The sequence below is a fragment of the Pseudomonas sp. BN417 genome, from assembly GCF_029871205.1.
In the GTDB taxonomy this organism is placed as follows: domain Bacteria; phylum Pseudomonadota; class Gammaproteobacteria; order Pseudomonadales; family Pseudomonadaceae; genus Metapseudomonas.
Genome location: NZ_SSOJ01000138.1, coordinates 47,710 through 72,870 on the forward strand (window position 1 = coordinate 47,710; position 25,161 = coordinate 72,870).

Annotated in this window: 20 protein-coding genes; 13 read left to right on the plus strand and 7 right to left on the minus strand. The window is 66.1% G+C overall.

What is annotated here, in order from left to right:
* Nucleotides 1–76: 76 nt before the first annotated feature.
* Together E8F11_RS18075 and E8F11_RS18080 are read right to left on the minus strand one after the other, a co-directional pair.
* Nucleotides 77–1,462, minus strand: coding sequence for a sensor histidine kinase (locus E8F11_RS18075; protein ID WP_280290209.1), 1,386 nt, complete (start codon nt 1,460–1,462; stop codon nt 77–79).
* Nucleotides 1,455–2,126 (minus strand): response regulator, encoded by a 672-nt coding sequence (locus tag E8F11_RS18080; protein ID WP_280290210.1) that lies wholly within the window; start codon nt 2,124–2,126, stop codon nt 1,455–1,457. Before E8F11_RS18080 ends, E8F11_RS18075 begins: the two co-directional genes overlap by 8 nt.
* 201 nt (nt 2,127–2,327) lie before the next feature.
* Here E8F11_RS18080 and E8F11_RS18085 point away from each other — a divergent pair, with 201 nt between their 5' ends.
* The 6 genes from E8F11_RS18085 (at nt 2,328) to E8F11_RS18110 (ending at nt 8,680) form a co-directional block, all read left to right on the plus strand.
* On the plus strand, nt 2,328–3,593 hold the full coding sequence (locus tag E8F11_RS18085; protein ID WP_280290212.1) for an OprD family porin: 1,266 nt from the start codon (nt 2,328–2,330) through the stop codon (nt 3,591–3,593).
* A 38-nt stretch (nt 3,594–3,631) separates the two neighbouring features.
* On the plus strand, nt 3,632–4,606 hold the full coding sequence (locus E8F11_RS18090) for a tripartite tricarboxylate transporter substrate binding protein (RefSeq protein ID WP_280290213.1): 975 nt from the start codon (nt 3,632–3,634) through the stop codon (nt 4,604–4,606).
* Nucleotides 4,607–4,702: 96 nt separating this feature from the next.
* A complete protein-coding gene (locus E8F11_RS18095) occupies nt 4,703–5,146 on the plus strand; it encodes a tripartite tricarboxylate transporter TctB family protein (RefSeq protein ID WP_280290214.1) in 444 nt (147 codons plus the stop codon).
* Nucleotide 5,147: 1 nt separating this feature from the next.
* The gene (locus E8F11_RS18100; RefSeq protein ID WP_280290215.1) at nt 5,148–6,659 is read left to right on the plus strand and encodes a tripartite tricarboxylate transporter permease; all 1,512 of its coding nucleotides are present in this window, start codon (nt 5,148–5,150) and stop codon (nt 6,657–6,659) included.
* Nucleotides 6,652–7,674 carry an AbrB family transcriptional regulator gene (locus tag E8F11_RS18105; RefSeq protein WP_280290216.1) on the plus strand — a complete coding sequence of 341 codons (1,023 nt, stop codon included), beginning with the start codon at nt 6,652–6,654 and terminating at the stop codon, nt 7,672–7,674. Before E8F11_RS18100 ends, E8F11_RS18105 begins: the two co-directional genes overlap by 8 nt.
* A gap of 142 nt (nt 7,675–7,816) precedes the next feature.
* Nucleotides 7,817–8,680 (plus strand): DUF6279 family lipoprotein, encoded by an 864-nt coding sequence (locus tag E8F11_RS18110; protein WP_280290218.1) that lies wholly within the window; start codon nt 7,817–7,819, stop codon nt 8,678–8,680.
* A 12-nt stretch (nt 8,681–8,692) separates the two neighbouring features.
* Here E8F11_RS18110 and ung read toward each other — a convergent pair whose 3' ends face one another.
* Nucleotides 8,693–9,388 (minus strand): uracil-DNA glycosylase, encoded by a 696-nt coding sequence (gene ung, locus E8F11_RS18115; protein WP_280290219.1) that lies wholly within the window; start codon nt 9,386–9,388, stop codon nt 8,693–8,695.
* A gap of 109 nt (nt 9,389–9,497) precedes the next feature.
* Here ung and E8F11_RS18120 point away from each other — a divergent pair, with 109 nt between their 5' ends.
* Nucleotides 9,498–10,340, plus strand: a complete 843-nt coding sequence (locus E8F11_RS18120; RefSeq protein ID WP_280290220.1) for an HDOD domain-containing protein — start codon at nt 9,498–9,500, stop codon at nt 10,338–10,340.
* Between the two features lie 144 nt (nt 10,341–10,484).
* Here the strand turns inward: E8F11_RS18120 and E8F11_RS18125 are convergent, their stop codons facing one another.
* Nucleotides 10,485–11,366: an AraC family transcriptional regulator gene (locus tag E8F11_RS18125; protein ID WP_280290221.1), complete on the minus strand. Its 882-nt coding sequence runs from the start codon at nt 11,364–11,366 to the stop codon at nt 10,485–10,487.
* A 131-nt stretch (nt 11,367–11,497) separates the two neighbouring features.
* Here E8F11_RS18125 and E8F11_RS18130 point away from each other — a divergent pair, with 131 nt between their 5' ends.
* The 5 genes from E8F11_RS18130 (at nt 11,498) to mmsB (ending at nt 17,112) form a co-directional block, all read left to right on the plus strand.
* Nucleotides 11,498–12,991, plus strand: a complete 1,494-nt coding sequence (locus E8F11_RS18130) for a CoA-acylating methylmalonate-semialdehyde dehydrogenase (RefSeq protein WP_280290222.1) — start codon at nt 11,498–11,500, stop codon at nt 12,989–12,991.
* A 73-nt stretch (nt 12,992–13,064) separates the two neighbouring features.
* Nucleotides 13,065–14,228, plus strand: a complete 1,164-nt coding sequence (locus tag E8F11_RS18135) for an isobutyryl-CoA dehydrogenase (protein ID WP_280290223.1) — start codon at nt 13,065–13,067, stop codon at nt 14,226–14,228.
* Between the two features lie 10 nt (nt 14,229–14,238).
* The gene (locus E8F11_RS18140) at nt 14,239–15,057 is read left to right on the plus strand and encodes an enoyl-CoA hydratase (RefSeq protein WP_280290224.1); all 819 of its coding nucleotides are present in this window, start codon (nt 14,239–14,241) and stop codon (nt 15,055–15,057) included.
* 23 nt (nt 15,058–15,080) lie between these two features.
* Entirely contained in the window at nt 15,081–16,184 is a 1,104-nt protein-coding gene (locus E8F11_RS18145) for an enoyl-CoA hydratase/isomerase family protein (RefSeq protein ID WP_280290225.1), read from the plus strand.
* Nucleotides 16,185–16,227: 43 nt separating this feature from the next.
* Nucleotides 16,228–17,112 carry a 3-hydroxyisobutyrate dehydrogenase gene (mmsB, locus tag E8F11_RS18150; RefSeq protein WP_280290226.1) on the plus strand — a complete coding sequence of 295 codons (885 nt, stop codon included), beginning with the start codon at nt 16,228–16,230 and terminating at the stop codon, nt 17,110–17,112.
* A 210-nt stretch (nt 17,113–17,322) separates the two neighbouring features.
* On the opposite strand, the gene E8F11_RS18155 is transcribed toward mmsB, so the two are convergent.
* The 3 genes from E8F11_RS18155 to E8F11_RS18165 all read right to left on the minus strand — a co-directional run bounded on the left by E8F11_RS18155 (nt 17,323) and on the right by E8F11_RS18165 (nt 22,292).
* Nucleotides 17,323–18,681: an HlyD family type I secretion periplasmic adaptor subunit gene (locus E8F11_RS18155; protein WP_280290227.1), complete on the minus strand. Its 1,359-nt coding sequence runs from the start codon at nt 18,679–18,681 to the stop codon at nt 17,323–17,325.
* On the minus strand, nt 18,671–20,827 hold the full coding sequence (locus tag E8F11_RS18160) for a type I secretion system permease/ATPase (RefSeq protein WP_280290228.1): 2,157 nt from the start codon (nt 20,825–20,827) through the stop codon (nt 18,671–18,673). The genes E8F11_RS18155 and E8F11_RS18160 overlap by 11 nt, the downstream gene beginning before the upstream one ends.
* Nucleotides 20,828–20,939: 112 nt before the next feature.
* Nucleotides 20,940–22,292 carry a TolC family outer membrane protein gene (locus tag E8F11_RS18165; RefSeq protein WP_280290229.1) on the minus strand — a complete coding sequence of 451 codons (1,353 nt, stop codon included), beginning with the start codon at nt 22,290–22,292 and terminating at the stop codon, nt 20,940–20,942.
* 351 nt (nt 22,293–22,643) lie between these two features.
* On the opposite strand from E8F11_RS18165, the gene E8F11_RS18170 reads away from it, so the two are divergent.
* Nucleotides 22,644–25,161, plus strand: a 2,518-nt coding sequence (locus E8F11_RS18170; protein WP_280290230.1) for a retention module-containing protein, incomplete at its 3' end; no start/stop codon positions are given.

The following is a 25,161-nucleotide window of genomic DNA, read 5'->3' on the forward strand; positions in this document are numbered from 1 at the left end:
GACCAGCAGGGCGGACCTGCGGCCCGCTTTCGCGAATGAATTCGCTCCTGCAATGGCTTCGACCAGCCTGCATGAGTCACGCCGGCGGAAAGCTCACCCGCACCTTCAGTCCCCCGCCAACACCATCGTGCAGGCTGATTTCGGCCTGATGCGCCCGGCAGATTTCGCCGACTATCGCCAGCCCGAGCCCTGCGCCGCTGCCCTGGGCATTGCGCCGGTAGAAGCGCTGGAACACTTTGTCGCGCTCTTCCGGCGGAATGCCGCTGCCGTCGTCCTCCACCTCCAGCATCGCTGGTGCACTGACCCGCAGCACCACGTTGCCGCCACTCGGCGTGTGGGCCAGGGCGTTATCCACCAGGTTGCACAGCAGCTCATTGAGCAGCGTGGGCTCGCCCATTACCCAGGCCTGGTCCTCGGCCTCCAGGGCCAGGGCGACGCCGCGGGCATGGGCCAGGGGCGCCAGGGCCATGCCCAGTTCGCGGGCCAGTTGACCCAGCTCGATACGTTCGGCGCCGCCTTCGGCGATGGCCCGCGCACCGCTCTCGATGCGCGCCAGGGACAGCAGCTGGTTGGCCAGATGAGTCAGCCGGTCGGTGTTCTGCGCCGCTTCCACCAGAGTGGCGCGCCAGACCTCCGGGTCCCGTTCGCGCAACCCCAGGTCGACCCGCGCCTTGAGCGCCGCAAGCGGTGTGCGCAGCTCATGGGACGCGTCGGCGATGAAGTCCGCTTGGCGCTGAAACAGACCGCGCAGGCGTTCGGTGAACTGGTTCAGGGCATCCACCAGCGGCCGCAGCTCACGCTGCACCGCGACTTCCGGCAAGGGCCGCAGGTCGTCGACCTGACGCTCTTCCACCGCCAGGCGCAACTTGTTCAGCGGCCTGAGGGCAGCGCTGACCGCCAGCCAGACCAGCACCAGCGCCGCCACCACCAGCAGCACCAGGCGCCACAGGCTGTCCACCAGCAGTCCGCGGGCCAGGCGCTCGCGGGCGCTCTCGGTCTCGGCCACGCGAATCTCGGCGATGCCATTCAGGCCAGGCTCGCTCACCGGCTGCAGGAGGCTGACGACCCGAATGCCCACGCCCTGGTATTCGCCGTCATAGAAGCGCGCCAGGGCCGGGTAGTCGTCGGTGCGTCTGGTGCCTGGCGGCGGTGGCGGCAGGTTCTCGTAGCCCGATACCAGTTTTCCATCCGGGTCCAGCACCTGGTAGAAGATCCGCCCGGCGCTGTCGTAGGCGAAGATGTCCAGCGCCACGTAGGGCACGTCGGCCTTCAGACGCCCGTCGGCCTCGTAGAGGCCGTCGGCGATGGCCCTGGCCGAAGCCAGCAGGGTGCGGTCATAGGCGGTATCGGCGGCGCCACGGGCATTCCAGTATGAACTCAGACTGGCAATCAGCAGCAGCACGCCCAGCATCAGCGCCAGGCGCCGCAGCAGGCGCCCGCGCAGGCTGCCGGCTTCACGCATCCTGGCTCTCCAGCAGGTAGCCCAGACCGCGGAAGGTGACGATGCGCACCGCACTGCCTTCGAGCTTCTTGCGCAGGCGGTGGATGTAGATCTCGATGGCTTCCGGACTGGCCTCCTCGTCCAGACCGAACACCTGGGAGGCCAGCTGTTCCTTGCTCATCACCCTGCCCGGCCGGGCGATCAGCGCCTCCAGCACCGATTGCTCGCGGGAGGTCAGGCTGAGGATCTCATCGGCGAGGCTGAAGCGCCGGGTGCCCAGGTCGTAGACCAGGGCGCCGCAGCGCTGCTGCTGCTCGCCGCCAAGCACGCTGCGGCGGAGCAAGGCCTTGACCCTCGCCTCCAGCTCGGACAGCTCGAAGGGTTTGGCGAGGTAGTCATCGGCCCCGAGGTTGAGGCCGTGGACCCGGTCCTTCACCTCGCCACGGGCGGTGAGCATCAGCACCGGCAGGGTCTTGCCACGCCCGCGCAAGCGCGCCAGCACCTCGAAGCCGTCCATGCGCGGCAGGCCCACGTCCAGCACCGCGAGGGCGTAGTCCTCGCTGGCCAGGGCCAGGTCGGCGGTCACGCCGTCATGCAGCACGTCCACCGTCCAGCCCGCGCCCTTGAGCACCTGGGCGACGCTTTCGGCCAGTTGGGGATGGTCTTCGACCAGCAGGATTCGCACGACAAGGTCTCCGAAATGGCAGCGATCGGTCAGAAGTTTAACGGCCCATCGCCCACTGTGAACGCCGCGCCGGATTTCTTTCAGCCTGAAAGCCTGGCGAAAGCTTCGCTGCATAGCATCGCGACAGGGTGGCAAGGACCACCCGTAAAAAGCCGGCCCGTGGTTGCGCCGGCTTACAAGAACAACAATGGAGACCACCCGATGCACACTGCCGCACGGCGCGCATTGCCGCCTGTTCGCATCCTCAGCCTCGCCATCGCGGGCTGTACCCTGGCCCCCCAGGCCCACGCCGAGTTCATCAAGGACAGTTCGGCGACCCTCGAAGCCCGCAACATCTATCTGAACCGCGACTTCCACGACGGCAGCGGCCAGTCCAAGCGCGATGAATGGGCGCAAGGTTTCATCCTCAACCTGGAATCCGGCTACACCGAAGGCACCGTGGGTTTCGGCCTCGATGCCCTGGGCATGCTCGGCATCAAGCTGGACTCCGGTCGCGGCACCAGCGGCACCGACCTGCTGCCGGTGCAGGACGACGGCGGCACCCCGGACGAGTACAGCAAGCTGGGCCTGACCGCCAAGGTCAGGGCATCCAATAGCGAGCTGCGCCTCGGCACCCACATACCCGAACTGCCGGTGGTCAAGGCCAGCGACAGCCGCATCCTGCCCCAGGTATTCGAGGGCGGCCTGCTCAGCTCGAAGGAGATCAGCAACCTGACCTTCACCGGCGGGCGCCTCTCGGAGGTCAAGGACCGCGCCTCCACCAACTCCGAAGACCTGGCCATCAGCAACAAGAACAAGCGCTTCGCCGCGGCCGCCACGGGCGATCACTTCGACCTCGCCGGCGCCGACTACGCCTTCAGCAAGCACTACACCGGCCGCTACTACTTCGCCGAACTGGACGAGGTCTACCGCCAGCACTTCTTCGGCCTGCTGGCCAGCCAGCCGATGGGTGCCGGCACCCTGAGCGCCGACCTGCGCTACGCCGTCAGCGACGACAGCGGCCGCGCCGAAGCCGGCAAGGTGGACAACCGCGCCCTCAACGGCATGCTCAGCTACGGCCAGGGCAGCCACAAGGTCGGCCTCGGCTACCAGCGCATGAGCGGCGACACCGGCTACGCCTACATCGATGGCAGCGACCCCTTCCTGATCAACTTCGTGCAGATCAACGACTTCGCCAACGCCGACCAGCGTTCCTGGCAGGCGCGCTACGACCTGGACTTCGCCGCCATGGGCGTGCCGGGCCTGAGCTTCATGACCCGCTACGTCACCAGCGACAACGCCGAAGTGACCCGTAGCAGCGAGGAAGGCCGCGAGTGGGAGCGCGATGTCGAGTTCAAGTACGTGGTGCCCAGCGGCAGCCTGAAGAACCTCACCTTGCGCGCCCGCCACGCCGGATTCCGCTCCAACTTCGCCCGCGATGCGGACGAACTGCGCCTGATCGTCAGTTACGCACTGCCGATCTGGTGATGCCTGAACCACAATAAAACTCCACAGGAGAACCTTCGATGAAAACCGCCCTGTCCCGCATCGCCCTGATCACCTCCGGCCTGCTCTTGTCCACCCAGCTGCTGGCCGAACCCAAGCGTCCCGAGTGCATCGCCCCGGCCAAGCCCGGCGGCGGCTTCGACCTCACCTGCAAGCTGGCCCAGAGCGGCCTGAAGGATGGCGGCCTGCTCAAGGCGCCGATGCGCGTCACCTACATGCCGGGCGGTGTCGGTGCGGTGGCCTACAACGCCGTGGTGGCCCAGCGGCCGAAGGATGCCGGCACCATCACCGCCTTCTCCTCCGGTTCCCTGCTCAACCTGGCCCAGGGCAAGTTCGGCCGCTACGACGAGAACGCCGTGCGCTGGCTGGCCGGCATTGGCACCGACTACGGTGCCATCTCGGTACGCGCCGATTCCCCGTACAAGACCCTCGGCGACCTGGTCGAAGCGGTGAAGAAGGACCCGGCCGGCACCGTCTTCGGCGCCGGAGCCACCATCGGCGGCCAGGACTGGATGCAGACCGCGCTGATCGCCCGTGCCGCCGGCATCGACCCGCAGAAGCTGCGCTACGTGGCCTTCGAAGGCGGCGGCGAAACCCTCACCGCCATGCTCGGCGGCCATGTTCAGGTCACCAGCAGCGGCCTCGGCGAGATCACCCCACAGCTCGCCGCCGGCAAGATCCGCGTCCTCGCCGTACTCTCCGACCAGCGCCTGCCAGGAAAGCTGGCGGACATCCCCACAGCCAAGGAGCAGGGCTTCGACATCACCTGGCCGGTGATCCGCGGCTTCTACATGGGCCCGGAAGTCAGCGACGAGGATTTCGCCTGGTGGAAGCAGCAGTTCGACACCCTGCTGGCCAGCGAGGAGTTCGCCAAGCTGCGTGAACAGCGCGACCTGTTCCCCCTCAGCCTCACCGGCGACCAGTTGAAGGCCTACGTCTTCGACCAGGTGAAGCAGTACAAGCAACTCGCCGGCGAATTCGGCCTGGTGCAGTAAGCAGCCCTTGACGATCAGGTGAGGCGACCAATCCCCTCACCCCCGGCCCCTCTCCCCACGGGAGAGGGGCGATCAACAATTTCTAGGTAAACCGCCATGTACGTACGAATCTTCGCTGCGGTCTGGCTGCTCGTCTGCGCCCTGCTCGCCGTAGTCGCCTGGGGCTTCCAGGCGCCCTTCAGCTACGACCCGGTCGGCCCGCGCGCCTATCCCCTGCTGCTGCTGTTCCTGATGGCCACGGCCGCCATCTGGCTGCTTTACAAGCCGGGCGACGCCGAAGACCTGCCGATTTCCTGGTCCCTGGCGCGCAAGGTGGCGCTCTTCGTCATCGCCATGTTCGCCTACGCCCTGCTTTTCGAACCCCTGGGCTTCATCCTCAGCACCGCCCTGGCTGGGTTCGGCCTGGGTATCCTGTTCAACGGCCGCCTGCTGCCGAGCCTGGCCAGCGGCGTGCTGATGGGCGCCCTGCTCCACGGCCTGTTCGACTACCTGCTGGACGTCCCGCTGCCCCTGGGCCTGCTGGCCTTCCTGGAGAACTGAGATGGAAACCCTGAACTTCCTGGCCCAGGGCTTCGACGTCGCCCTGCGCCCGATCAACCTCCTGGTGGCGCTGTTCGGCGCCTTCATCGGCACCGTGGTCGGCCTGCTGCCGGGCCTGGGGCCGATCAACGGCGTGGCCATCCTGCTGCCGTTGGCCTTCGCCCTCGGCCTGCCGCCGGAAACCGCGCTGATCCTGCTGGCCGCCGTGTACCTCGGCTGCGAATACGGCGGGCGCATCTCGGCAATCCTGCTCAACGTGCCGGGCGACGCCGCCGCCATCATGACCACCCTCGACGGCTACCCGCTGGCGCGCCAGGGCAAGGCGGGCATCGCCCTGTCGCTGTCGGCCATGAGCTCCTTCATCGGCAGCACCATCGCCACCATTGGCGTGGTGCTGTTCGCGCCGATCCTGGCCAACTGGGCGGTGGCCTTCGGCCCGGCGGAATACTTCGTACTGATGGTCTTCGCCATAGCCTGCCTCGGCGGGATGGTCGGCGACAAACCGGTCAAGACCCTGCTCTCGGCGCTGATCGGCCTGGGTCTGGCCACGGTGGGCGTGGACGCCACCACCGGCGTCTACCGCTTCACCTTCGACAGCGTCGGGTTGTCCGACGGCATCCAGTTCGTGATCGTGGTCATCGGCCTGTTCAGCATCAGCGAGATGCTGCTGATGCTCGAACACACCGCCACCGGCCAGCAGGCGGTGAAGGCCAGCGGGCGCATGCTGTTCAACCTGAAGGAATTCACCTTCACCTGGTGGAGCAGCGTGCGCAGCTCACTGGCCGGCTTCGTCATCGGCGTGCTGCCGGGTGCCGGCGCCACCATCGCCAGCGCCATCACCTACATGAGCGAGAAGCGCATGGCCGGAAGCTCCGGCACCTTCGGCGAGGGCGACCTGCGCGGCGTGGCAGCCCCCGAGGCGGCCAACAACGCCTCGGCCTGCGGCTCGCTGATCCCGATGCTGACCCTCGGCGTCCCGGGTTCCGGCACCACCGCGGTGATGATCGGCGCCCTGAGCCTCTACAACATCACCCCCGGCCCGCTGCTGTTCGAACAGCAGCCGGACGTGGTCTGGGGCCTGATCGCCTCGCTGTTCATCGGCAACGTGATCCTGCTGGTGATGAACATCCCGCTGGTTGGCCTGTTCGCGCGCATGCTCAGCGTGCCCACCTGGATCCTGGTGCCGGCCGTGATCGTGATCAGCGTGGTGGGCGTGTACGCCGTGCACAGCACCACCTTCGACCTGGTCCTGATGGCCGCCCTCGGCGTCTTCGGCTACTTGCTGCGCAAGATGGACTTTCCGCTGTCGTCACTGATCCTCGGCTTCGTCCTCGGCGAGCTGATGGAGTCCAACCTGCGCCGCGCCCTGTCCATCACCAACGGCGACCTGGGTATCCTCTGGAGCAGCCCGATCACCATCGCCCTCTGGGTGCTCACGGCCGTGATGCTGGCCTTGCCGGGCATCCGCTGGATGCGCGCACGCCGGGACAAGGCGAAGCTGGCTCATGCCTAAGTGGCTGCTCACGCCGGTGGCGGGCGCCGCCGGCGGTTGGCTGGCCAGCCTGGTGGGCTGGCCGCTGCCCTGGATGGTCGGATCCTTGCTGGCGGTGATCGCCGTGCGTTGCATCGGCAACCTGCCGCTGGCGGAGGTGCCGGGTGGGCGCAAATGCGGCCAGTGGATAGTCGGCGTCGGCATTGGCCTGCACTTCACCCCCGCGGTGATCGAGCAGGTGCTGGCGCACGGCGGCATCGTCCTGGTCGGCGCCATCGCCACCACCCTCTCCAGCGTCATCGGCATCAGCCTGATGCTGCGCAGCGGCGAGGATCGCGCCACCGCGTTCTTCTCCAGCATGCCGGGCGGCGCCAGCGAGATGGTCAACCTCGGCCAGCGCAACGGGGCGGTAATCAGCCGTGTTGCTGCCGGCCAGAGCCTGCGCCTGCTGCTGGTCGTGCTCAGCGTACCGGCGCTGTTCCAATGGGTCCTCGGCGCGCCGCCCGCGTCGGCCCATGCCGTGCCCACGGATTGGGGCTGGCTGGCGGTCCTGCTGGCCGCTGGCGCCGCGCTGGCCTGGCTCATGCAGCGCTACCACCAACCCAACCCCTGGCTGATCGGCCCGCTGCTGGTCAGCGCCGCCCTGAGCACTGGCTTCGACCTGCAGATGGGATTGCCGCCAGGCGGTAGCCAGCTGGGCCAATGGTTGATTGGCAGCGCGCTGGGTTGCCATTTCGACCGCGCCTTCTTTCGCCACGCGCCCTCCTTCATCGCCCGCACCCTGCTCGCCACCTCCCTGGGCATGGCCTTCGCGGCCCTTGCGGCCGAGGCCCTGGGCTGGCTGGACGGCCTCGATCATCGGGCGTTGATGCTGGGCATGATGCCCGGCGGTATCGCCGAACTCTGCCTGACGGCCGAGGCCCTGCAACTCTCGGTACCGCTGGTGACGGCCTTGCAGGTACTGAGGCTGCTGCTGGTGCTGTTCCTTGCCGAGCCGGTATTCCGCCGCTGGCAGAAACAAGAGACCCACGCTTAGCCCGCTTTTTGCGGGCTCTTTTTTTGCGGTTCTGGCGTCAAAGCCTGTGAGCGAGCTCTTTCGCGAATCGACGCATCGCCCCTTGCTGGAACGCAACCGGGCCTATGCTCTCCCCTATCCCGATCGTCGCCAAGGCCTCCCCATGTCCGGACGCATCGCCCCCTTCGGCCTCCTGCTGCTGTTCGCTTGTGCCCTGCTGCTCACCGCCTGCAGCCGCCTCGACCTGGCCTACCGCAACCTCGACCTGATCATTCCCTGGTGGATCAGCAACTTCGTCAGCCTCGACGACCAGCAGAAAAACTGGCTGGAGCCTCGCCTGCAGAAGCACCTGGCCTGGCACTGCAGCACCCAGCTGCCGAGCTATGTCGCCTGGCTGGAGCAGTTCGACCAGATGAGTCGGCAAGCCAGGCTGACGCCGTCGGACGTGCTGGGGCAGATGACGCAGATCCGCGACGCCATGCAGGAGGTAGCGGTGCAAATCACCCCCACGGTGCTGGGCCTGGCGAAAAGCCTGACCCCGACGCAGATGGGCGAGCTCTATGTATCGATGGATGAACACAACGCCGAACTGCGCGCGGAGCACGCCGCACCGCCGCTGAAAGCCCAGGTGCAGGCACGGGCGCAGCGCATGCGGGAGCGGGTCGAGGATTGGATCGGCCCTTTGCGGCCGACCCAGCAGGCACGCATCGACACCTGGGCCAAGGCCCAGGGCGACTACAACCGGCTATGGGCGGCGAACCGCGAGAACTGGCAGAAGGAACTGCGCAATACGCTGTATGGCCGCCACACACAGGACTTCTCGCGGCGCCTGACGCTGCTGCTGCAGCAGCCCGAGGCCTCCTGGACTCCGGCCTATCGCAAGGCCTACCCAGCCGTGGAGCAAGCCCTGGCGAGCTTGCTGGCCGATCTGTTCAACAGCGCCGACGAACGCCAGCGCACCGTATTGCGCGAGCGTATCGGGGAACTGAGCACTGACCTCAAGGGACTGGAGTGCTATCCGGGCTGAATCCTCAGCCTCTCAGAGCGCCGGCAGGCTCCAGTTGATGGGCTCCAGCCCGTGCTGGGCGAGGAACTTGTTGCAACGGCTGAAATGACCATTGCCGAGGAAGCCCCGGTAGGCAGAGAGCGGCGACGGGTGCGCCGACTTCAGGATCAGGTGCTTGGTGGGGTCGATCAGCCGCTCCTTGCCCTGGGCATGGGAGCCCCAGAGCAGGAACACCAGACGTGGGCGCTGCTGGCTGACGACTTCGATCACCTTGTCGGTGAAATGGTGCCAACCGGCAGCGGCATGGGAGCCGGCACGGGCCTGCTCGACGGTGAGAGAGGTGTTGAGCAGCAATACACCCTGCTCCGCCCAGGACTGCAGGTAGCCGTGGGACGGGATCTCGATATTGAGGTCGCGCTTGAGCTCCTTGTAGATGTTCTGCAAGGACGGCGGCGCCGGTACCCCGGGCTGCACCGAGAAGCACAGGCCGTGGGCCTGGCCCGGCCCGTGGTAGGGGTCCTGGCCGATGATCACCACCTTCACCTGCTCCAGCGGCGTGGAGTTGAGGGCGTTGAAGATCAACGGCCCCGGCGGGAATATCACCTTGCCGGCGGCCTTCTCCTGGCGCAGGAAGTCCCCCAGGGACTTCATGTAGGGCTTCTCGAACTCGTCGCGCAGGGCTTCTTTCCAGCTCGCATCGAGCCTTATCCGATCATCGCTTTCAGTCATTGCTCATTCTGTTCCGTTGCAGGTGCCGGGGCGCTTCCCGTCCGATGGTCGGGCACCCTAAGAAATGCCCACTACCCTTGTCAATCAAGGACGACAGGAGCAAGCCTGCATGGAAAATCGCCACGACGCCGTGAAACTCGCGCTCTACGAGCGTTTTCTCAAGGACGCCAGCGCGCTGCCGCCGATGCCGGACAGTTCGCTGCAGCTGCGCCGGCTGCTGGCCGCCGAACGGCCCTCGGTCGAAAAGGTCAGCGCCTTGCTGGAACAATCCCCGGACTTGGTCGAACGCCTGATGCAGTTCGCCGCCCTGCCCCTGCTCGGCCATATCCGGCCGAGCACAGTGCTCGCGGAAGTGGTGCAACAGCTCGACGGCAAGCGACTGGCCAATCTGGTGCTGGCCTTCGAGCTGCGCCAGCTGTTCGACGGGCAGGAACCGAGCCTGCAGAAGGTCTTCAACAAGCGCTGGAGCCTCAGCCTGCGGCGCGCGGCGTTCAGCGCCGGCCTGGCCCAGCATCTGCCCCACCTGAAGGAGGAGGACGCCCTGCTGGCCGGTCTGGTGCAGGACGTCGGCAGCCTGCCGCTGCTGCAGGAGCTGCACCGCTGGCCGCAGGTCTCGCGCCTGGAATGCGATGTGCAGCGCCTCTGCGAACAACTCTCTGCCGAGCTGGGCGTATTGCTGCTGAGCGCCTGGAAGCTGCCCTCAGCCCTGGTGGACTGCGCCCGTCTGCGCCGCGACTGGTGCCGCCAGCACAAGGGACCGGCCGACCTGGCGGATGTGGTGCAGGTCGCCGGCCAGTTGCTGGAAGAACCCCGTGACGACAACCGCCTGGCCAGGCTGCCGGCCTATCAGCGGCTGGAACTGCCGACGCCGCAGGTACTGCGGGCGGAGCTGGCGGAAGTCGTGGCGCTCTGGTTGAAGTTGTTGGGCGGCAGGCCGCTGGAGGCGGATTGAACGACAGGGTCGAGGCAGTAGTCCTGCACCTGCTCGCCCGTAGGGTGCGCCATGCGCACCGCTTGCCCTGACTCAGCCTATGCGCCACGCCCGACAGCCGGTGCGCGCGGCGCACCCTACCGGGCCGGAATTCGCTTCCACACGTCAACCCTGGTGCAACGCCCTGTAGTGACTGGGCGCCATGCCCACCACCTTCCTGAACAGGCGCGAAAAGTAATAGACATCCTCGTACCCCAGTTGCTCGGCGATCTGCCGCACGCCCTGGTCCCCTTCGTCCAGTAGCCGGCAGGCGTGGGCCATCTTCAGCTGGATGAAGTCCTGGATCGGCGCATGGCCGGTCAGGGCGCGGTAGGTCTTGGCGAAGTGGAAGCGCGACAACTTGAACTGCGCCGCCAACTGGTCGAGGTTGAGGCTGTCGTGCAGGTGCGCCCGCATCACCGCCTGCACGGCGTCCACGTCCAGCACCCGGCCGGATTTGAGGTAACCGCGCACCGGCAGCACGGCCAGGGAGGTGAGCAGGGTCTGCAACTGATGAGCGGCATGGATGAAGTGCGGCAGGTTCAGCCCCTGCTTGCGCAACGCCAGCAGGGCATCGAAGTCCGCCAGGAGGCGTGGCTGCACGCCGATACGGCGCAGTGCCGACTGACCGAGGGGACGCAGGTATTCCGCCACCAACTCGCCCTCGAAGTGCACCCAGTAGATGCTCCAGGGCCGCTGCGCATCGGCGCCGTAGGCATGCAGGCGGCCCTTAGGCAATAGTAGAAGATCGCCACCACCCACCTCGAATCGTCCATCCTCGCCCTCCAGCCAGCCCTGCCCGGAACGGCAGTAGATCAGCAGGTTGTCCTCCGGCACCTGGCGCTGCATGCGGTGGCCCGAGGCCTCCGGGTAGTAGCCCAGGGCCAGGGGATAACAGGCTGAAGTCAGCGGATGGCGGGCCAGCAGGCGGCGCAGCCGCGGTGGCGTGGTGAAGCGCACGCCATTGGTCGGCAGGGGCCAGTTGGAGGTATCCACAGAGCGGCTCATGGGTGTTCTTGTAGTGGCCTGCAATACCAAGATCGTCCATCCCACAACCAAGATCGTCAATCCACATCTGGATCGGCGGCCGCTATAAGAGCAAGAAACAACCAGGTCCCGTCTTACGGGTGGAGGACCAGATGGCTCGGACAATTCCGCAACTGATCGACGGCGAGTGGCGCGAAAGCCGCGCCCGTGAGCTGATCGAGATCACCGACCCGGCGACTCAGGAAGTCCTGGCCCTGGCGCCCAAGGCCACCGCCGAAGAAATCGAGGCCGCCGTTGCCAGCGCCAAGGACGCCTTCCAGAGCTGGCGTGAAGTACCGGTGCCGGAACGCGCCCGGCTGATGCTGCGCTACCAGCAGCTGCTCAAGGAGCACCACGACGAGCTGGGCGAACTGCTCGCCAGCGACACCGGCAAGACCCTGGCCGATGCCAAGGGCGACGTCTGGCGTGGCATCGAGGTGGTCGAGCACGCGGCCAACGTGGCGAGCCTGATGATGGGCGAGACCATGGAAAACGTCGCCCGCGAGATCGACACCGCCAGCTGGGTCCAGCCGCTGGGCGTGTGCGTCGGCATCACCCCCTTCAACTTCCCGGCGATGATTCCGCTGTGGATGTTTCCGCTGGCCATCGCCTGCGGCAACACCTTCGTCCTCAAGCCTTCCGAGCAGGACCCGCTGACATCCAACCGCCTCGCCGAACTCTTCATCGAGGCCGGCGCACCCAAGGGCGTGCTGCAGGTGATCCATGGCGGCCGCGAACAGGTGGACGCCCTGCTCACCCATCCGGACGTGCGCGCCATCTCCTTCGTCGGCTCGGTGGCGGTGGGCCAGCACATCTACCGCACTGGCACCGCCCACCTGAAGCGGGTGCAGGCCTTCGCCGGGGCCAAGAACCACATGGTGGTTCTGCCCGACGCCCATAAGGACCAGGTGCTGAGCAACCTGGTGGGCGCCAGCTGCGGCGCCGCCGGCCAGCGTTGCATGGCCATCAGCGTCGCCATCTTCGTCGGCGAGGCGCGCCAGTGGATTCCCGAACTCGCCGCACAGATGGCCGAACTGCGCCCCGGCCACTGGAAGGACGCCCACTCGGCCTTTGGCCCGCTGATCAGCCAGCAGGCCCGGCAACGAGTGCTGCGGCTGATCGCCGAGGGCAAGGCGGAAGGCGCCGAATGCCTGCTGGACGGTTCCCAGTGCCAGGTGCCCGGCTACCCGAACGGCAACTGGCTGGGCCCGACCCTGTTCCGCGGCGTGACCGCGAAGATGGGCCTCTACCGCGAGGAAATCTTCGGCCCGGTCCTGGTATGCATGGAGGTGGACAGCCTGGAAGACGCCATCGCCCTCGTCAACGCCAACCCCTACGGCAACGGCACCAGCCTGTTCACGCGCTCCGGCGGCGCCGCACGGCACTTCCAGCACGCGGTGGAAGTCGGCCAGGTGGGGATCAACGTGCCCATCCCGGTGCCCCTGCCCTTCTTCTCCTTCACCGGCTGGAAGGGTTCCTTCTATGGCGACCTGCACGCCTACGGCAAGCAGGCGGTACGCTTCTATACCGAGACCAAGACGGTCACCACGCGCTGGTTCGACGACACGCCGGTCACCGGCCCCAACATGACCATCCACTTGAAATAGGGACAGGATGCAAATCGCTCCTGCAGTTCCGAATACGGGCCGAGCCCCGCCCTTGAGCAGCCGAGGCAGATAGATGGATTTCGACCTCACCGAAGAACAACGCCTGCTGGTGGACAGCGCCCGCGCCTTCGCCAGCCATGAGCTGGCGCCCCATGCAGCGGAATGGGACCGCGGCCACCACTTCCCGCTGGAAGTGATCCGCCGTGCCGCCGAGCAGGGCTACCTGGGCCTCTACATAGCCGAGGAAGACGGCGGGCTGGGGTTGTCCCGACTCAGCGCCGCGCTGATCTTCGAACAACTGGCGGCCGGCTGCGTGGCCACCACCGCCTACCTGACCATCCACAACATGGCCGCCTGGATGCTCGCCTCCTTCGGCGATGCCGAGCTCAAGGCACGCTGGCTGCCCGGCTTGCTGAACGGCGAACGGCTCGCCTCCTACTGCCTGACCGAACCGGACGCCGGCTCCGACGCCGCCCACCTGCGCACCCGCGCCCGCCGCGATGGCGAGGATTACGTGCTGGACGGCAGCAAGTGCTTCATTTCCGGCGCAGGCAGCACCGAGGTGCTGATCGTCATGGCGCGCACGGGAGCGGACGGCGCCAAGGGTATTTCCTGCTTCCTGGTGCCGGCCGATGCCGAGGGCGTCCGCTACGGGCGCAACGAGGACAAGATGGGCTGGCGCGCCCAGCCCACGCGCACCATCACCTTCGAGAGCGTGCGCATCCCCGTCGGCAACCGCATCGGCCCCGAAGGCCAGGGTTTCGTCTACGCGATGAAGGGACTGGACGGCGGCCGCCTGAACATCGCCAGTTGCTCCCTCGGCGCCGCCCAGGCGGCCCTGGAGCAGAGCCTGCGCTATGTGGAGGAGCGCAAGCAGTTCGGCAAGCCCCTGGCCGAGTTCCAGGCCCTGCAGTTCAAGCTCGCCGACATGCTCACCGCCCTCACCGCCAGCCGGCAGATGGTGCGCCTGGCCGCCCATCGCCTGGACCAGCGCCATGCCGAAGCCAGCCTCTATTGCGCCATGGCCAAGCGCTTCGCCACCGACCAGTGCTTCGAACTGTGCAACGAGGCATTGCAGCTGCACGGCGGCTACGGCTATCTGAACGACTATCCTCTGGAGCGCTGGGTGCGGGATACCCGGGTGCACCAGATTCTTGAAGGCACCAATGAAATCATGCGCGTCATCGTGGCGCGTCGTTTACTGGAACAGGGCGGCACGCTCGACCGCCTGCTGTAAGGAGATGCACATGACCACTGCCGTTGAACCCTACCAGCCCGGGATCTTCGACCTGACCCACAAACTCACGGTGGAAAAGCACGGGCATACCGCGCTGATCACCATCAACCACCCACCGGCCAACACCTGGGACCGCGAGTCGCTGATCGGCCTCAAGCAGCTGATCGAGCATCTCAACCACGACGACGAGATCTACGCCCTGGTGGTGACCGGCCAGGGGCCGAAGTTCTTCAGCGCCGGCGCCGATCTCAACCTGTTCGCCGATGGCGACAAAGCCCGCGCCCGCGAGATGGCGCGGCGCTTCGGCGAAGCCTTCGAGGCATTGCGGGACTTCCGTGGCGTGTCGATCGCCGCGATCAACGGCTACGCCATGGGCGGTGGCCTGGAATGCGCCCTGGCCTGCGACATCCGTATCGCCGAGCGCCAGGCCCTGATGGCCCTGCCCGAAGCCACCGTGGGCCTGCTGCCCTGCGCCGGCGGCACCCAGGCCCTGCCCTGGATGGTGGGCGAAGGCTGGGCCAAGCGCATGATTCTCTGTGGCGAACGGGTGGACGCCGAAACCGCCCTGCGCATCGGCCTGGTGGAGCAGGTGGTGGACAGCGGCGAGGCCCGCGGCACTGCCCTGCTGCTGGCGGCCAAGGTGGCACGGCAGAGCCCGGTGGCAGTGCGCACCATCAAGCCACTGATCCAGGGCGCCCGGGAGCGCGGACCGAACGGCTGGTTGCCGGAAGAGCGTGAGCGCTTCGTCGACCTGTTCGACGCTGACGACACCCGCGAGGGCGTCAACGCCTTCCTGGAAAAACGCGACCCGCACTGGCGCAACAAATGATCGAGAGCCCGACGAGAACGACCATGAATGTGAGTTTCGAAGAACGCAACGGCCTGCATGGCGCCCGCATCGGCATCGCCAGCCTGGATGCCGAAGCGAGCCTGAATGCCCTGTCCCTGCCGATGATCGAAGCCCTGGATGCGAAATTGCGCGCCTGGGCCAAGGACCCGGAGATCGTCTGCGTGCTGCTGCGCGGCAACGGGCCCAAGGCCTTCTGCGCCGGTGGCGACGTGCGCCGCCTGGTGGACGCCTGCCGCGAGCACCCGGGCGTGGTGCCGCCGCTGGCGGGCCGCTTCTTCGCCGACGAATACCGCCTCGACCACCGCATCCACACCTATCCCAAGCCACTGATCTGCTGGGCCCACGGCCATGTATTGGGCGGCGGCATGGGCCTGATGCAGGGCGCTGCGATCCGCATCGTCACGCCCTCCAGCCGCCTCGGCATGCCGGAAATCAACATCGGCCTCTACCCCGATGTCGGCGGCAGCTGGTTCCTCGCCCGCCTGCCGGGCAAGCTCGGCCTCTTCCTCGGCCTGGGCGCCAGCGCCATCAACGCCCATGACGCCCTGGACCTGAACCTGGCCGACCGCTTCCTCCTGGAAGACCAGCAGGACGCCCTGATCAATGGCCTGGTGCAGCTCAACTGGCAGGACAAGTCGCGGACCCAGCTCAACAGCCTGCTCAAGGCGCTGGAGCACGAAGCCCGCGGCCAGTTGCCGGAAGCCCAGTGGTTGCCGCGGCGCAAGCGCATCGACGAACTGCTGGACGTGGCCGACCTGCCTGCCGCCTGGAATGCCATCACCGCCTTGCAGCACGACAGCGATGTGCCCCTGGCTCGCGCCGCCAAGACCCTGGCCGCCGGCTGCCCGCTCACCGCCCACCTGGTCTGGGAGCAGATCCGCCGGGCGAAGCACCTGTCGCTGGCCGAAGTCTTCCGCATGGAATACGGCATGAGCCTGAATTGCTGCCGCCATCCGGAATTCCCCGAAGGCGTGCGTGCCCGGCTGATCGACAAGGACAACGCACCGCGCTGGCACTGGCCGGATGTGGCGGCGATTCCGCGGGCGGTGATCGACGCCCATTTCGAGCCGGTGTGGGAAGGCCGGCACCCGCTGGACGATCTCTGACAACCAGCCGGCAGCCGCGCGGCCCCGGCCAAGGAGAAGCACGATGAGCAAGATCGCCTTTATCGGACTCGGCCATATGGGCCTGCCCATGGCCCGCAACCTGCTCAAGGCGGGCCACACGCTCGCGATCTACGATCTGGTGCAGGCGGCCGTCGACGAGCTGGCCGCCGAAGGCGCCAGGCCGGCGCGGGATGCACGGGAGGCCGTCAGCGGTGCGCAGGTGGTGATCACCATGCTGCCCGCCAGCAAGCATGTGGAAGGCTTGCTGCTGGGCGAAGGCGGTCTGCTGCAGTCCATCGCTCCCGGCAGCCTGGTGCTGGAGTGTTCCACCATCGCCCCCGAGTCCGCGCGCAAGGTGCACGCGGCGGCCAAGGCACGCGGTATCGAGCTGCTGGACGCCCCGGTGTCTGGCGGCACCGCCGGCGCCGCGGCCGGCACCCTGACCTTCATGGTCGGCGGCGAGGCGGCGGCGCTGGAGACGGCGCGGCCGATATTCGAGGCCATGGGCAAGAACATCTTCCACGCCGGCCCCGATGGCGCCGGCCAGGTGGCCAAGGTGTGCAACAACCAACTGCTCGCGGTGCAGATGATCGGCACCGCCGAGTCCATGGCCCTCGGCGTGGCCAACGGCCTGGACCCGGCCATCCTCGCCGAGATCATGCGCCAGAGCTCGGGCGGCAACTGGGTGCTGGAGCGCTACAACCCCTGGCCCGGGGTGATGCCCAATGCGCCGGCGAGCAAGGAATACGAGGGAGGGTTCATGGCCGAGCTGATGGCCAAGGACCTGGGGCTCGCCCAGGAAACCGCGCAGAACAGCCTCAGCAGCACCCCCATGGGCGCCCTGGCGCTGCAGCTCTATCGCCTGCTGCTCAAGCAGGGTAAGGGCAAGAAGGATTTCTCGGTGGTGCAGAAGCTGTTTGCGGAGTGACGCTGAGTCCCCCGCACAATGCACGATCAGCCGCGCAATCCCCGGATTTCATCCGGGCTACGGCCTGAGTACCCCTGCAGGAGCCTGCTTTTCCTGTGGGGGCGAATTCATTCGCTTAGGGCTGCGCAGCGGCCCCAACACCACTGGGTGCGACAGGTCAGGCCTATGGCCTGATTCGCGAATGAATTCGCCCCCACAACATGCGCACGATCACCGCTCCCGAAGCGCCTCGGCCTTGGCGCGGATGATGGGTTTCAGCAGGTAGCTGAGGATGCTCTTCTTGCCGGTCATGATGTCGACCGAGGCGACCATCCCGGGAATGATCAACAGCGGATTCTCGTCGGTCCCCAGGTGGCTCTTCTGGGTACGCAGCTTGATCAGGTAGAAGCTGTTGCCTTCGTCGTCGGTGATGGTGTCGGCCCCGATCTGCTCCAGCTCTCCCGCCAGCCCGCCGTAGATGGTGTAGTCGTAGGCGGTGAACTTGACCATGGCGTGCTGCCCAGGATGCAGGAAGGCGATGTCCTGGGGCCTGATCCGCGCTTCCACCAGCAAGGTGTCGTCCAGCGGCACTATCTCCACCAGGTCGCTGCCCGGCTGGATCACCCCGCCAATGGTGTTGACCAGCAGTTGCTTGACGATGCCGCGCACGGGCGAAGTGACCAGGGTGCGCTTGACCCTGTCCTCCAGCGCCCTGCCGGTGGCATTGGCCTTGTTCAGGTCGGTACGCGCCTCGTTCAGCTGGGTCAGCGCCTCGCTGCGGAAGCGCGAGCGGGTCTCGGCGATCTTGCGTTCCACTTCCTTGATCGCCGACTCAGCTCGGGGAATGGCAAGGCCAGTGGCGTCCAGTTCGCCACGGTTCTCCACCTCGGCACGGCGCAGGCGCAGGACCTCCACCTTGGAAATGGCGCCCTGGGCCACCAGCGGCTCGGAGATGGCGATCTCCTGGCGCAGCAGCTGCAGGCTGTTGCGGTACTGGCCCTGCTTGGAGACGAACTCGCGCAGCTCCTGCTGCCGTTGCACCAGTTGTTCTTCGAGGCCGGCCACCTCGTCCTGCAGCTGCTGCTGGCGGCTGCGGTAGAGGGCTTCCTCGCTGGCCGCCTGCTCGGGCACGAGCGTGCGCACCTCTTCCGAGATATGCAGGGCGCGGTCCTCGACCTCGGCGCTCAGGCGCTCGACGCGCAGCAGCATGGCGGTGCGGTCGGCCTCGGTCTCACCGACGTTGGATTGGAAACGGGTCGGGTCCAGGCGCAGCAGAGGGTCGCCTATTTCCACCACCTGCCCCTCGCGGACGAACAGTTCCGAGACGATGCCGCCCTCGAGGTTCTGCACCTTCTGCAACTTGGATGAGGGAATGGCCTTGCCATCGCCACGGGTGACCTCGTCCACCTGAGCGAGGTGCGCCCAGACCAGCATGAACAGGGTAAAGCCGATGAGCGTCCAGATGGTCAGGCGCACCACGCGCGGCGCGTCCTCCACCAACGCCTTGTTGACTTCGGGCAGGGGCTGGTCCGACAGGGATTCGCTGCCCTTGAAATACTGGCGAAGCACGCCGAAACCCTTATGCGACACTGATCTGCCCCTTCTTCAGCGCTTCCATTACCGCGTCTTTCGGACCGTCGGCGATGACCCGGCCACGGTCGATGATCAGCAGCCGATCCACCAGCGAGAGCATGGAGGCACGGTGAGTGACCAGCAGCAGGGTCTTGTTGGCGATCATGGCGGTCAGGCGCTCCTTCAGGCGCTCTTCGCCGGGGTTGTCCATGGAGCTGGTGGGCTCGTCGAGCAGCAGGATGGGCGGGTCCAGCAGCAACGCGCGGGCCAGGGCAACGTTCTGCCGCTGACCGCCGGAAAGGTTCTGGCCGCGCTCGCCGACCTGCAATTCATAACCCTGCGGATGCAGACGGGCAAACTCGTGCACGCCGGAGAGTTCCGCCGCCTGCAGCACCAGTTCGTCCTCAACGTAGCGGGCGCCGGACACCAGGTTGTCGCGCAGGGTGCCGCTGAACAACTGGATGTCCTGGGGCACATAACCGATGTTGTGGCGCAGCTCGCTGACGTCCAGTTGGCGGATGTCGGTGCCGTCCACCAGCAGGCTGCCCGAGTCGGCCTGGTAGAGCCCGACGATCAGCCTGGCCAGGGAACTCTTGCCCGAGCCGCTGCGGCCAATGATGCCGATCTTCTCCCCCGGACGGATGATCAGGTTGACTTCGCTCAGGGCGGGGGTCTGCTGATGCGGATAGGTGAAGTTGACCTGGCGCAGCTCGAGGCTGCCCTGCAGCTTGGAACGGACCAGGGGCTGCTCGCCCTCCTGGCGCTCTTGCGGCAGATCCATCATCTGGTCCACCGAGTGCATGGTCAGGCGCGCCTGCTGGTAGCGGGTGAACAGGCCGGACAGTTGGGTCAGCGGGCCGAGGGCGCGACCGTTGAGCATGTAGCAGGCGATCAGGCCGCCCATGCTGAGATCTCCGGCCATGATCAGGTAGACGCCGGCCACGATCATCACCACGCCGGCCAGTTGCTGGATCATCAGGGTAATGTTCATCGCCAGGCTGGAAAGCATCCTCACCCGCAGTTCGAGGCGGCCCAGGGTGCCGATGGTCTGCTCCCAGAGGTATTGGCGGTCGCTCTCGGCGTTGTTGACCTTCACCGCATCGAGGCCGGAGAGGGTTTCGATCAGGCTCGACTGGCGTTCGGCGGCCAGCGCCATGGTGCGGTCCATGGTCTCCACCAGCGGCTTCTGCAACAGCCAGCTGATGCCCATGGCCAGGGGGAAGGCAAGCAGCGGCACCCAGACCAGGTGGCCGCCGAGCAGGCCGATCACCAGGAGGATCAGCAGAGTGAAGGGCAGGTCTATGACGCTGGTCAGGGTCAGCGAGGCGAGGAAGTCCCGCAGCGTCTGGAACTCATGGATGTTCTGGGCAAAGCTGCCGACCCGCATCGGGCGGTACTTCATCGCCATGCCGACGATCCGCTCGAACAGGGTGGCGGAGATGATCAGGTCGGTCTTCTTGCCGGCCAGGTCGAGGCACAGGCCGCGCATGGTCTTGAGCAACAGGTCGAAGAGGTAGGCGCCGGAAATGCCGATGGCCAGCACCCAGAGGGTGGCGACGGCCTGGTTGGGCACCACGCGGTCGTAGACGTTCATCACGAAGAGCGGCGCACCTAGGCCGATCAGGTTGATCAGCAGGCTGGCGGCGACCGCATCCATGTAGAGCCAGCGGGAGCGCTTGAGGGTGTCGCGGAACCAGGATTGGGTGCGCGGGATCAGGCTGCCCTGGTTGAGGTCGTACTTGTGCTGGGGCTGGGCGAAGAACACCTGGCCACTGTAGTCCTCCTCCAGCAGCTCGCGGGCGACCTTCACTTCGCCGCCATCGCTTTCGCTGAGCAGCAGGCGCGCACCACCGTCGGCGTCCCAGCCGAGGATCACCGCGCAGCGGCCTTCCTTCAGCAGCAGCAGCGCCGGCATGGCGATCTTCGGAATCTGCTCCAGGCGCCGCTGCAACAGGCGCCCTTGCAAGCCGGCCCGAGCCGCCGCGCGGGGGAGCAGCTCGACGGTCAGGCGTTGCCTGGGCAGCGGCAGGCCACTGGTGAGCATGGCCCGGTTGGCGGGTTTGCGGTGCAGCTCGCAGAGGGACAGCAGCGAGTCCAGCAAGGGGTCGTCATGCTGCCCGCGGGGATCGACGTTGACTTGTACGCGACTGACTTCTGGGTCCACGCCTGGATACTCTGCTCTGGGTTATTCGGGAGACAGTACCTAGGCCGGACCTCGCCAGCGCAGGTGGGACGGGAACAATCCCACCTCTGCCGTGCAGATCCGAGTCAGGTTCCTAGTTCATGCCGGGAAGGGTTGCCTGCGGCTTCAGTTCGGTCTGTACGACCGTTGCCATCGGTGCCACCACTCCCTGGCTCTTCAGCAACTCGCCTAGGGTTGCTTTGATCCGGTACTGAGTAAACAGCTCGGTGTAGCGCAAATCGACCAGGCGACGGGAAGCGGTGAAGAGCTCGTTCTCGCTGTCCAGCAGGTCGAGCAGGGTGCGCTCGCCGATGCTGAATTGCTTCTGGTAGGACTCGCGCACGCGGGTGCTGTAATCGACGTACTGCTGGGCGATCGGCACCTGCTCGCGGGCGTTGTTCAGCGCGTTCCAGGACAGTCCCAGGTCTTCGTTCAGGACCCGCATGGCGTTGTTGCGGATATCCAGCGCCTCGTTGATCTGGTAGGCCTTGGACTCCAGGTCAGCCTTGTTGCTGCCCCCGGCGAACAAGTTGTAACGCATGCGCAACATTGCCTGCCAGTCGTTGGAATGGCCGTTCTCGCCGTCCAGGTCATTGTCCGCTCCACGGGACAGTTCGGCGTCGAAGCGGGGATAGAAGAACGACTTGGCCGCCTCGTACTGCTTTTCTGCCGCGGCGACGTCGGATTCCGCGGAACGCAGGATCGGGCTATTGGCCTGGAGCGCCTGCCGGGCCGCCTCGAGAGAGTCCGGAAGCTGTCCCGGCAAGCCCGTCGGTTCGCTGAGGTCGGCCGGGTCCATGCCCACCACGCTGTAGTAGTTGGTGCGGGCGTCGCTGAGGTTGGTCTGCTCGGTGATCAGATTGTTGCGGGCCTGGGCCAGGCGCGCTTCGGCCTGGTCCTGGTCCGCCAGGCGCCCTACCCCACGCTCACTGCGCAGGCTGATCTGGTCGAAGATGCGCTCGTGGCTGCGCAGGTTCTCCTGGGCCAGGCGCACCATCTCCTCGCGGCGCAGCACGTCGATATAGACCTGGGCCACATCCAGCGCGGTGCGCTCGGAAGTGCCGAGCAAGGCATAGGCACGGGAATTCACGGTGGCCTGTTGGCGGCCAACCTCGTTCTTGGTCGCGAAACCGTCGAACACCATCTGCTGCAGGCGCAGTCTGGACTCGCCGCGGTTCAGGGTCTCCCAGTGGTCATCGCCTGTAGCGCGAGTCGTGGTGTTGTCGGTGCCTTCACGGCCGTATCCGCCCAATAGGTCCACGGAGGGGAGATAGCCGCCCTTGGCAGCCTGCAACTGTTTGTCGGCCGACAGGCGGCTGTTAACCCCGGCCTGGACTTCCGGGTGGACGTCCATGGCCCGTTGCATGGCCTCGGGGAGGGTCTGGGCTTGGGCTGGAAGGCTTGCGACCAGGGCGAACGGAAGAACCGATGAGAAACGCAAACGCATGTTCTTGGCATCCTTTTCATTGAATTGAAGGCCCGGAAACCTCGCCGGAAACCTGCCGAAAGCGCTTCTCGTTCACCTTCATACTTCGTGAACCAGGTCACACCGAAGGACCTGAAACGAGGAAGCAAATATCAAAGTGACAGCATTGGATTGATTGTTTAGGATGAGAGTCAATTGGTCAATACTTTGGCATAACCGCAATAGCCAAACGTAATAAGCCAACATTTTGGCGCCATCTTTGTGCCACGTACTTAAATAATAGAAGGGAATGTCAGTCCTGCGCTTGGCCGTCGACAACAACGACGCCAGCGACGGCAAGCCAACTGAAAGTCACTCCAGGAGAGTCGCCCCATGAGCAGTGTTATTGCGATCGTCAAAAGCATTGTTGGCCAGGTCTACGCCATGTCGCCGGAGGGGTTTCAACGCTTGATCGTGGAAGGCGATCGCCTCTTCAAGGGCGACCAGTTGCTGACCGGCAATGAAGGCATGGCGACCCTGGAACTGACCGACGGCCGCACCGTCGACCTGGGTCGCGACAGCCAATGGAGTGACACCGACGCCGTTGCCGCTGCAGATGCCCCGCCCGCCCAGCCGGCAACCCAGACTCCCGCCGACGGAGTAGCGCAGCTGCAGAAGGCGATCGAGGCTGGCGTCGACCCGACTAAGGAACTCGAAGCCACCGCGGCCGGCCCGGGTGCCGGTGGCGCGTCTGGCGGCGGTGGCGCGGGCGGCGGCCACAGCTTCGTCATGCTGGATGCCACCGCCGCGAACGTCGACCCCACCATCGGCTTTGCCACCGACGCCGCACCACTGACCACCGAAGCGCTGGACGAGGAAGAGGCGCTGCCGCTTGACGCCGCCCAGCCTCAGGACTCCCTGCCGAGCGAAACCGTTCCGGTGCCGGATGGTCCGAACAGCTCCCCGCAAGGCCAGGGCGCCAGCATAACCACCGACGAAGACACGCCGGTGCAGGGCCAGCTGAGTGCGAACGACCCGGATGGCGACACCCTCACCTACAGCCTGGACAGCGGACCGCGCAATGGCACCCTGGTGATCAACCCGGACGGCTCCTACACCTACACCCCGAATAGCAACTTCAACGGCAGCGACAGCTTCACCGCCATAGTCGATGACGGCAAAGGCGGCACTGACACCATCACCGTCAGCATCGGGGTGAACCCGGTGAACCATGCCCCCGCCGCTGCCAACGACGGCCCTGTTTCCGTCACCGAAGACACTCCGGCGAGCGGCAATGTGCTGAGCAACGACAGCGATGCCGATGGCGATGGCCTGACCGTCACCCAATTCACAGTGGGCGGCAGCACCTACCAGGCTGGTCAGACTGCCGTGATCAATGGCGTTGGCTCGCTGGTGATCAATGGCGATGGCGCCTACACCTTCACTCCGGCGCCGAACTACACCGGTGCCGTACCGACTGCCACCTACACCGTCAGCGATGGCAGCCTTACCGATTCCGGCGAGCTGAGCTTTGCTGATGTTTCCCCGGTCAACGATGCCCCCGCCGCCGCCAATGACGGCCCGGTCGCTGTCACCGAAGACACGCCGGCGAGCGGCAATGTGCTGGCCAATGACACGGATGCCGATGGCGATAGCCTCACCGTTACCCAATTCACCGTGGGCGCCAGCACCTACCAGGCCGGCCAGACTGCCGTGATCAATGGCGTCGGTTCGCTGGTGATCAATAGCGATGGTGCCTACACCTTCACTCCGGCGCCGAACTACACCGGTCCGGTGCCGAGCGCGATCTATACGGTCAGCGATGGCCAACTCACCGATACCGCGGAGCTGAACTTCGGCAACGTGGCTCCGCTCAACGATGCCCCCGAAACGGCAGCAGCGTCGGGCTCCGGCAATGAAGACGCAGCCATCATTCCGGTAGCGCTTAGCGGCTCGGATCTCGACGGCACGGTCGATCACTTCGTCATCAAATCCCTGCCGGCCAATGGCGCCCTGCTGCTGAATGGCGTGGCACTGGCCATCGGCGACAGCATCCCGGCCACTGGTAACGGCGCCAGCATCACCTTCGTGCCGAACACCAGCTGGAATGGTTCCACCACCTTCGAATACACCTCGGTGGATAACCAGGGCCTGCAAGACAGCAGCGCGGCCACCGGCACCATCACGGTCGCTTCGGTCAACGACGCGCCGGAAACTGCTGCAGCCTCGGGTTCCGGCAACGAAGACAACCTGATCAGCGTCAACCTGAGCGGCTCGGATAGTGACGGCGCGATCGATCACTTCGTGATCAAATCCCTGCCCACTGACGGCACCCTCATGCTCAATGGCGTGGCACTGGCCATCGGCGACAGCGTCCCGGCCACTGGCAATGGTGCATCCATCACTTTCGTGCCGAACGCCAACTGGAATGGCACTACCAGCTTCCAGTACGCCTCGGTGGATAACCAAGGCCTGGAGGACAGCTCTCCGGCCACAGGCACCATCACCGTCGCCTCGATCAACGATGCGCCGGAGACGGCTACGACTTCCGGCACTGGCAACGAAGACTCGGCCGGCATTCCGGTGGCCCTGAGCGGCAGCGATGTCGACGGCAGCGTCGACCACTTCGTCATCAAGTCCCTGCCGGCCAATGGCACGCTGCTGCTCAATGGTGTCGCGCTGGCCATCGGCGACAGCGTGCCGGCTACTGGCAATGGTGCCTCGATTACTTTCGTGCCCAATGCCAACTGGAACGGCTCCACCAGCTTCCAGTACGCCTCGGTGGATAATGCTGGCCTGGAAGACAGCACGCCCGCCACTGGCACCATCACCGTCGCGTCGGTCAACAATGCGCCGGAGACGGCTACGACTTCCGGCACTGGCAACGAAGACTCGGCCGGCATTCCGGTGG

Excerpts from the sequence above, each read along its gene's own strand:
- E8F11_RS18120 (WP_280290220.1), top strand. The coding sequence starts at position 9,498 with ATGGAAAATCGCCACGACGCCGTGAAACTCGCGCTCTACGAGCGTTTT.
- E8F11_RS18135 (WP_280290223.1), top strand. The coding sequence starts at position 13,065 with ATGGATTTCGACCTCACCGAAGAACAACGCCTGCTGGTGGACAGCGCC.
- E8F11_RS18165 (WP_280290229.1), bottom strand. The coding sequence starts at position 22,292 with ATGCGTTTGCGTTTCTCATCGGTTCTTCCGTTCGCCCTGGTCGCAAGC.
- E8F11_RS18140 (WP_280290224.1), top strand. The coding sequence starts at position 14,239 with ATGACCACTGCCGTTGAACCCTACCAGCCCGGGATCTTCGACCTGACC.
- E8F11_RS18105 (WP_280290216.1), top strand. The coding sequence starts at position 6,652 with ATGCCTAAGTGGCTGCTCACGCCGGTGGCGGGCGCCGCCGGCGGTTGG.
- E8F11_RS18075 (WP_280290209.1), bottom strand. The coding sequence starts at position 1,462 with ATGCGTGAAGCCGGCAGCCTGCGCGGGCGCCTGCTGCGGCGCCTGGCG.
- ung (WP_280290219.1), bottom strand. The coding sequence starts at position 9,388 with ATGACTGAAAGCGATGATCGGATAAGGCTCGATGCGAGCTGGAAAGAA.
- E8F11_RS18100 (WP_280290215.1), top strand. The coding sequence starts at position 5,148 with ATGGAAACCCTGAACTTCCTGGCCCAGGGCTTCGACGTCGCCCTGCGC.
- E8F11_RS18145 (WP_280290225.1), top strand. The coding sequence starts at position 15,081 with ATGAATGTGAGTTTCGAAGAACGCAACGGCCTGCATGGCGCCCGCATC.
- E8F11_RS18085 (WP_280290212.1), top strand. The coding sequence starts at position 2,328 with ATGCACACTGCCGCACGGCGCGCATTGCCGCCTGTTCGCATCCTCAGC.
- E8F11_RS18110 (WP_280290218.1), top strand. The coding sequence starts at position 7,817 with ATGTCCGGACGCATCGCCCCCTTCGGCCTCCTGCTGCTGTTCGCTTGT.
- E8F11_RS18130 (WP_280290222.1), top strand. The coding sequence starts at position 11,498 with ATGGCTCGGACAATTCCGCAACTGATCGACGGCGAGTGGCGCGAAAGC.
- E8F11_RS18090 (WP_280290213.1), top strand. The coding sequence starts at position 3,632 with ATGAAAACCGCCCTGTCCCGCATCGCCCTGATCACCTCCGGCCTGCTC.
- E8F11_RS18095 (WP_280290214.1), top strand. The coding sequence starts at position 4,703 with ATGTACGTACGAATCTTCGCTGCGGTCTGGCTGCTCGTCTGCGCCCTG.
- mmsB (WP_280290226.1), top strand. The coding sequence starts at position 16,228 with ATGAGCAAGATCGCCTTTATCGGACTCGGCCATATGGGCCTGCCCATG.
- E8F11_RS18125 (WP_280290221.1), bottom strand. The coding sequence starts at position 11,366 with ATGAGCCGCTCTGTGGATACCTCCAACTGGCCCCTGCCGACCAATGGC.